General features: G+C 34.9%; 2 protein-coding genes. Both read right to left on the reverse strand.

Annotated features, from left to right (window positions below):
• Positions 1-162: 162 nt before the first annotated feature.
• Positions 163-567 carry a hypothetical protein gene (locus ACP6PK_RS08620; protein WP_426559260.1) on the reverse strand — a complete coding sequence of 135 codons (405 nt, stop codon included), beginning with the start codon at positions 565-567 and terminating at the stop codon, positions 163-165.
• Between the two features lie 47 nt (positions 568-614).
• Positions 615-1,163: a hypothetical protein gene (locus tag ACP6PK_RS08625; RefSeq protein WP_426559261.1), complete on the reverse strand. Its 549-nt coding sequence runs from the start codon at positions 1,161-1,163 to the stop codon at positions 615-617.
• Positions 1,164-1,226: the final 63 nt, after the last annotated feature.

A 1,226-nucleotide genomic window follows, 5' to 3' on the forward strand; every position in this document is an offset into this window, starting at 1 on the left:
TAATAAATCAGCAGTATTTAGGCGTGTCTAAAAAGTACATATGTGTCTAAAAAAGACTTAAATGTGCTAAAAGAGATACTTTAGATGTGTCTAAAAGTGCATGATGTGGCATGATATGGCTAAAAAGTGCATTTTTAGACACGATGTGCCTAAAAAGTACACTTAGTGCCTGTCTGAGGAAAAGTTCAGCAGTAAGTCTATCTCTATCTGCGGGTTAAACCTAGACTTATAAACACTTTCGTTCACATTCACAGAATGTCCTAACGACCTAGCTCTTATCTCTTGAGGGATGCCATATTTTTCTCCCAACTGGTTAGCCAGGTGGCGGAAAGCATAAGCTTGAGTTACGGGCGACTTCATCCTAACTAAAGCTTTTCTGAACCTATTAGAAAATAGATTTACTAAAGTTTTTGGATTTGACGAATTGTTATTTAATTTAGGTAGCATTATATTTCTTACCCCCAACTGACTAAATATGTCTTTGTCCATTATCATAGGACGAGCAATCCTTAAGCCTGTCTTTGTTGTGGCACCAAAATAGGTCTTTTCTCCTATTACTAGCAGCATATTTTTGTTACCAAAGTCATTAATAGGAGGTATGATTACGTTATTATTTACCCAGGTTTAGTCAGGTTTTGTGCTGCTGCTACCTCAGATGGACGTAAACCATACACCACACACATAGCCGACACCCACAACCAACTACTGTAAAAGCCATCGCAGGATTGATAGCAGTTTTTGTACCAAGAAAAGAAATCATTCCAAGACACACTTTGTTTTTGCTGAAACACAACTTGTGTTGTGTCGATACCGATAAAGAATTTAATCAATTCTTGATTGTTTGTAGCCTTCAATGCTATCTGCTTATAAACATAAAAAGCATCTTTAAAAGACTTTGTTCCAGGAGTAAAACTGTATAATGAAGTTTTCAATGATTCTAGTGTAGGGCACTCATTCCAATCAGGGATTCTATTGAAATAGATAAGTTTAGTCCTGTTAAAAGAGTTTTGGTCGTTAATATTTGAACGACTACGTTTGCGTTTAGTATTTTTGTTAATTCCATTAAAATACTGCTCTTCAATTTCTTGAAATATTTCTTGGTAAGTTTTTGATTTATATCCTGTTACTAACGAAATTTTGAGGACTTTTCTCTTGCTTTTCATCGTTTATATTCTCATAAACTACACTTTTGCATTTTTCAATTAGGGAGATTATCTCCCTAATTC

Origin of the sequence: Dapis hubbardiae BLCC-M172, from assembly GCF_050016015.1 — a bacterium.
Classification (GTDB): Bacteria; Cyanobacteriota; Cyanobacteriia; order Cyanobacteriales; family Microcoleaceae; genus Trichodesmium.

What these genes read in the sequence shown, in the direction of transcription:
- ACP6PK_RS08620 (WP_426559260.1), bottom strand. Translation starts at nt 567, where the DNA reads ATGCTGCTAGTAATAGGAGAAAAGACCTATTTTGGTGCCACAACAAAG.
- ACP6PK_RS08625 (WP_426559261.1), bottom strand. Translation starts at nt 1,163, where the DNA reads ATGAAAAGCAAGAGAAAAGTCCTCAAAATTTCGTTAGTAACAGGATAT.